Genomic DNA, 6,000 nt, shown 5'->3' with positions numbered 1-6,000 from the left:
GGGGTCGAGTCTTCAGGACACCCCGGACGACGAGGTGATGGAGGGAGCCCTGCCCCCCACCCTGTCCCGGATGGCTCAGTGCATGGAGCATCACCGTTTCTCCGACCTGCTGAACTACGAGTCCTTTGACGAGGAAACGGGGCTGTTCTTCAACGCAGCGAGCCACGGTTTCGCCTTCGAGTGCCCCCCGCTGGTCGGGGCCTCGGAGGAGACCGTTCGGGTGCTGCTGGGACTGTTCAAGCAATCGCTCCCCACGGGATCGACCATCCAGACGTTGCTTTATGCGTCCCCGCAGGTGCTGCCGGACATGCGGAGCTGGGCATCCATGCGGCTGCCGGATCAGGAGTACAGCCAGGAGGAGCTGGATCGCCTCGGGCACCCCCCGCGCTCAACGAACGTGTATCGCCGGATGGCTCGCCGCCGGATCGACTACCTGCTGCAAGGCCGGTGGGACTCGCTGTTCGAGGGTCAGGAATACCGTCTGCGCAACTTCCGCCTGTTCATCACCGTGAGCCTGCCGGGGAACGACCCGAGCGAGACGGAGATCAAGCACGCTATCAGTGCCCGCGACGGCTTTGAGGGGACGCTTCGCACGGCGGGGATTCAGTCCCGTCAGCTCAAGCCGCGCGACCTGATTTCCCTTCTCCATGAGATCCTGAACCCGGATGCCGAGGAGCATGTGCGCGAGCCCCGGCCTTACGATGAGGGTGCCCTGATCCGGGACCAGGTGATCGACCGTGACACCGTATTCCGGGTGGGTGCGCAGGGAATGACGATCAACGACACCGCCGTTCGCTCGTACACCGTTCAGGGGTATCCCCAGGAAATGCTCCTGCCGTACATGACGGGGCTGATCGGTGACGAGTTTCAGGAAACCATGCAGGTTCCGGCCCCGTTCCTCCTGTGTTGCAACATCCGGATTCCGGATCGCGAGGCGCTGCGCGGGAAGGTGCAGATCAAGACTGCGCGCGCGGTTCAGTCGGCCGATTCGCAGATGGCCCGGATCATGCCGGATATGGGCGCAAAGGCCGAGGAGTGGAAGTATATCTCCGATGCCGTGGAGAAAGGCGTCGATCTGGTCGAGGTCTCTCACTCGGTCATCATGCTCTCGCGTCCGCAGACGGCGAACGCCGCCGAGAACAAGCTGCTGTCGATGTGGCGCTCGAAGGGGTGGACCCTGAGCCGTGACAGCTTCCTCCAGGTGCAGGGCCTGCTCGCGTCCCTTCCCTTCGGGTATGACGCGCAGATGGCCGCCGACTTCGACGCGATGAAGCGCACTCGGAAAATGACCGAGTGGAACGCGGCGAACATGATGCCGCTGATGGCTGAGTGGAGGGGCACCGGGACGCCTCGGATGATGCTGATGGGGCGTCGCGGACAACCGCTGTCGTTCGACGTGTTCGACGTTTCCCAGGCGGGCAACATGAACGCGGCCATCGTTGCCTCCTCCGGCTCGGGCAAGAGCTTCTTCCTCAACGAAATGGCGACTGCCTATGTCGGGACCGGCGGCCGGGTCTGGATCATCGACGTGGGCCGTTCGTACCAGCGGACGTGTGAGCTGCTGGGCGGCCAGTTCATCGAGTTTAGCGAGCAGTCCAATATCAACGTCAACCCGTTCACGTTCATCGAGACGCTGGACAAGGACCGCATCCGGCTGCTGAAAGACATCGTGAGCCAGGCGATCTCCTCCCAACGGGAACTCACCGATCTGGAAGGCTCGTGGGTCGAGCAGGCGATCAACTATGCGTGGGAGCACAAGGGGAACCGGGCCACGTTGACGGACGTGGCGCACCACCTGATCCACGAGAATCCGGACGCCCGCGCGCACGACCTCGGGGACATGCTCTTTCCCTACACGAAGGGCGGCATGTATGCCGACTACTTCGAGGGTCCGGCCAACCTGAACTTCAAATCGAATCTGGTTGTTCTGGAGCTTGAGGAGCTGAAGGGGCGGAAAGACCTTCAGGCGGTGATCCTGCTCATCATCATGCTCCAGATTCAGGAGGCCATGTACCTCTCGCACCAGTCGGGAAATCGGCAGCAGCCGAAAATCTGCATCATCGACGAGGCGTGGGATCTGATGAGTGGTGGCAAAGCGGCCGACTTCATCGAAACGGGCTACCGCCGGGCGCGCAAGTACGGCGGGAGCTTTATGACCGCGACCCAGGGCGTCAACGACTACTTCAAGAACGACGCCTCCCGTGCGGCATGGGAGAACGCCGACTGGATGTTCCTGCTTCGCCAGAAGGAGGAATCCATTGACGACCTGAAGAACTCCGGCCGGTTCAAGGTGGAGGGGTACACCGAGCGCCTTCTTCGCTCCGTGAAGACCCAGCAGGGCCAGTATTCCGAGATTTTCGTGAAGAGCCCGCTGGGGTCTGGCATCGGCCGCCTGATCCCGGACCCGTTCAGCGAGTTCATGTATTCAACCAAGGCCGATGAAGTGGCCGCCATCAACCAGCTTCAGGAGAGCGGGGTCAGCCTGGCCGATGCCATCGAGGTCGTGATCCAGCAGCGCAAGGGCAAGAAGGAGTAACCGAATGAGCAACGAGAATCCTAACGAGAACGTCAGCGCCGCTTCGGGGGGCGTGTCCGGTGGTCAGGGCCAGGATGCGGCCCTCGTGGGCAAGCAGCGCACGATGCAGTTCATTCTGTTCGGGGTGTATTTCGCGCTGGCTGTGGTGCTGCTGATGCTGGGCGCGCGCTATGCGGTGCCGGATGGTGTCTTCTCCGGCGGTCAGCAGATCGGCGTGGTGAATGTCACGGGGTTGATGGAAGAGTACCAGCGAAACGCGCTGGATCAGGCGATTGAAGGCGACGAGGAGGCGCAGATGGAGGCGATGGAGCGCGCGACGGCCTTTGCGGAGCGTGTCGATCAGGCCCTGTTGATTCTGGCTGAGCGCAATCCTGACCTTGTGCTGGTCCAGTCCCAGGCGGTCGCGGTGGACGCGGGCCTGGAAGACTACACCGACGAGCTGCGGGCCATCCTGGAGCCGCAGCAGACGGCCCCTGCCTTCTGAACCGGCCATGATGGGTAACGACGTTGCAACGATGGCTGAAGGTCGCCCGGACGTGCCCATGCGGGTGCGTGTGCTCCGGGCGGCGCTGGTTACGGCCGTGCTTCTGGCGTGGCCGGTCCATGCGCTTGTGGGCGCGATCTCCGACCGCTACATGTTCGCGCTCAATCTCACCGAGAGCCTGCCCGAGCGGGTCTTCTGGGTCGAGCGAGTCGAGGACCAGGGTGATCCGGCCATGCGCTCGATCATCGAGGATCTGGGCTTCGGGGACCGGATTGCCTTCTTTGTGGGAGAGGGTGCCCGCGACCATTACCGGCCGGAGACCGTGTTCGTGAAAGAGGTCCGGGGTGTGGCTGGTCAGAAGGTGACCGTGGATGAGGGGCGCATCGTTCATATCGACGGTCAGCCGGTTGCTACAGCGAAACCGGAGTCGCGAATGGGCATTCCGCTGGATGTCGCGGAGGAGGGCGTCATTCCCAATGGGAAGGTGTTTGTTATGGGGTCGCACGAGGACTCCTACGACTCGCGTTATGCGGATGTCGGGCTTGTCGATTATTCTCGCCTGATCGGCACAGTCCGCTTTCAATTCTGATAGAATTACAATGCTATTCTCCTGAACGGATTGACCATGAGAAACACTTGCAAGTCTTGGGCGCGTGGTCTGCTGATGGCCGGAGTGGCGGCAAGTATCGGCGTTGCGCACGCGAATCCGGGGATCGGTTCGGGGTTCTATGGCGACCGCGAGCGCGGCTGGTTCTGGTACGAGGAACCGCCGCAGCCCGAACCGGAACCCGAGCCCGAGCCCGAGCCGGAACCGGAAATCCTCCCGGTCGATCCCGAGCTGTCGGCGCGCGAGCGTCTTGAGGCGCTTCAGGAGGAGATCGAGGAAGCCAAGGCGCTCGCGATTCTGGAGCCGACGCAGGAGAACATCGCGGCCTACCTCGAAATGCAGGACGCGATGATGAACCGCTCGATGGTGTTTGCGGACACCTGGCGCCGAACCCTGTGGGATCGGCCGGACCTCGACTACACCACGGAGCGTCCGGTGGTGCAGTCCGGTGTCCGGGAGCAGCGCCGGATCGAAGATCGGGAGATCGCCCAGGCGGTAGACCACGTTCGCGACGAGAGGGGGCTGGTTTTCTTCTACATGAACGCCGATGACTGCCCGTACTGCGAGGTGCAGTCCCGGCATGTCGAGCGCTTCGCCCGCGAAAACGATCTGACCGTCCGGGCCATCACGCTCGATGGAACCACCAACGAATACTTCCCGGAGGCCCGTGAAGACGCGGGCCTCGCGGAAGCCTTCGGCGTCCGGGAGGCGCCGGGGCTCTTTCTCCTGAACCCCTCCACCGGCGAGGTGGATTCCCTGGGGTATGGGGTCATCGACGACGCGGAGCTGGGTAAGCGCCTGCGTCGGGTCGTGTCGCTCGAAATCGGAGAGTTCTGAGCATGGAAACGAAGAAAGGTGTGATGGCGAAGCTGAAGCCGCTGGCCGGGGCCGTGATTCTGGCAACCGGCGTAGCCGGGTTCTCGAATGCGGCGGCGCTGGATGGCGCCATGGATCAGTTTCTTGACTCCTATACGGTGAATGACCCCGGCTTCTATCAGTCGGAGTCGGCTGGGTTCGTCAATTTCGGCCAGCTCACCGCCCGCACCGGCACCCGGTACTACCAGCCCATCCAGATTCAGGCCCCGCGTGCTGAGTTCGGCTGTGGCGGCATTGACGCCTTCCTGGGCGGGTTCTCGTTCATCAACATGGACCAGATCGTGCAGATGGCCCGGCAGGTCGGCTCGCAGGCCGTCTCGACCGCCTTCTACCTCGCGCTGGATTCCCTTTCGCCGCAGCTCGGCGCCTTGATGAAGCAGATGCAGGACTGGGCCAACAAGGCCAACCAGTTCAACATGGATTCGTGCCAGACGGCCGTGGACATTAACCGGGGCGCCCTGGGCGCGATGGGGATGCAGGACAGCGTGTGCCAGCGCTTCCAGTCCGGGGAGTCGATGGCCTCGGATGAGTTCGCTTCGCGCTTCGAGTGCGGGTCCGAGAAGCAGTGGGATTGGAGCCTGATGAACCCGCTGAGCGATGACGGCCAGCCGCAGGATGATGGTGATGCCGTGAAGCAGGCCCTTCGCGGCAACATCGTCTGGCAGGCGCTCAAGAACGCCCGAGTCTCCGACGACGAGATTCTGGAACTGGTGATGTCGCTGGTCGGAACGGTGGTGTGGCCGGAGGGTGCCACGGGGCCGGGCGTCAGCTCTCTCCAGAACCAGCCGATCACGCCGACCGTTACCTGGAGCGAGCTGACGGAGGCGGGGGCAGACACGGCGGCCGGGCAGGTCACGCTCCTGCAATGCAACGACCCGGAGCGGGGCTGTCTCGAAACCTCTGAGCGCCATGTTGCGGCTCAGGATGCCAATGTCTTTCGCACTCGGGTCGAAGCCGCCGTGGAAGAGATCATGGAGGCCGTGCAGCAGCCTCCCGACGCGGGGCACGCGGGCTTCTCCGATGATGCGACGCTCGTTCTGGCGCTCTCGCGGCTTCCGATCTTCCAGATGATCCAGGCGGAGACGGATGCGGGCTATCCGGGCCTCACTCGCGAGAAGTACACCGATCTCCTCGTGAAAGAGCTGATGTTCCGCTGGCTGGAGCGCATCGTTCCCCCGCTGCAAACCGCGCTGCTCTCGACGGCGAACATGCCCGGTGGGGAAGCCGGAACGCTTCAGGCGCAGCAGATCGCGGACAACGCGCGAGCCCTGGTCGATCAGGCTCAGCGTGAGTTCCAGACGGAAATGCGCAATCAAGGGGGGATGCACGAGTTCATCGAAATGCAGCGGAACCTCAAGTCGATCATGGCAACGCGAATGAGCCCGAACATGGCTCAGCGGATCAATTTCGCTCAGACGTTGGCCCGGTAAGTAGGGGACTGCAATGGCGCTTGAAATCATCACCTACGGCTCGGGCTCCTACGTCCAGCAGACCCTC

The 6,000-nt window shown here is 63.0% G+C and carries 5 protein-coding genes; all 5 read left to right on the top strand.

The features are described from left to right. Positions 1-82: 82 nt before the first annotated feature. Positions 83-2,536: a type IV secretion system protein TraC gene (gene traC, locus C998_RS0113505; protein WP_018871409.1), complete on the top strand. Its 2,454-nt coding sequence runs from the start codon at positions 83-85 to the stop codon at positions 2,534-2,536. 4 nt (positions 2,537-2,540) lie between these two features. Then, positions 2,541-3,020, top strand: a complete 480-nt coding sequence (locus tag C998_RS0113500; protein ID WP_018871408.1) for a hypothetical protein — start codon at positions 2,541-2,543, stop codon at positions 3,018-3,020. 7 nt (positions 3,021-3,027) lie between these two features. Further along, positions 3,028-3,609 (top strand): S26 family signal peptidase, encoded by a 582-nt coding sequence (locus C998_RS0113495; RefSeq protein ID WP_018871407.1) that lies wholly within the window; start codon positions 3,028-3,030, stop codon positions 3,607-3,609. A 75-nt stretch (positions 3,610-3,684) separates the two neighbouring features. Then, entirely contained in the window at positions 3,685-4,464 is a 780-nt protein-coding gene (locus C998_RS0113490; RefSeq protein WP_018871406.1) for a conjugal transfer protein TraF, read from the top strand. A gap of 2 nt (positions 4,465-4,466) precedes the next feature. Beyond that, a complete protein-coding gene (locus C998_RS0113485; RefSeq protein ID WP_231365010.1) occupies positions 4,467-5,933 on the top strand; it encodes a conjugal transfer protein TraH in 1,467 nt (488 codons plus the stop codon). Positions 5,934-6,000 lie beyond the last annotated feature (67 nt).

Source organism: Thioalkalivibrio sp. ALgr3, from assembly GCF_000377325.1.
Classification (GTDB): domain Bacteria; phylum Pseudomonadota; class Gammaproteobacteria; order Ectothiorhodospirales; family Ectothiorhodospiraceae; genus Thioalkalivibrio.
Note: the sequence above shows the minus strand (reverse complement) of the source record. Positions and strands in the feature narration are given on the sequence as shown.

Coding starts and splice junctions, on each gene's coding strand:
- C998_RS0113485 (WP_231365010.1), top strand. CDS start 4,467: ATGGAAACGAAGAAAGGTGTGATGGCGAAGCTGAAGCCGCTGGCCGGG.
- C998_RS0113490 (WP_018871406.1), top strand. CDS start 3,685: ATGGCCGGAGTGGCGGCAAGTATCGGCGTTGCGCACGCGAATCCGGGG.
- C998_RS0113495 (WP_018871407.1), top strand. CDS start 3,028: ATGATGGGTAACGACGTTGCAACGATGGCTGAAGGTCGCCCGGACGTG.
- traC (WP_018871409.1), top strand. CDS start 83: ATGGAGCATCACCGTTTCTCCGACCTGCTGAACTACGAGTCCTTTGAC.
- C998_RS0113500 (WP_018871408.1), top strand. CDS start 2,541: ATGAGCAACGAGAATCCTAACGAGAACGTCAGCGCCGCTTCGGGGGGC.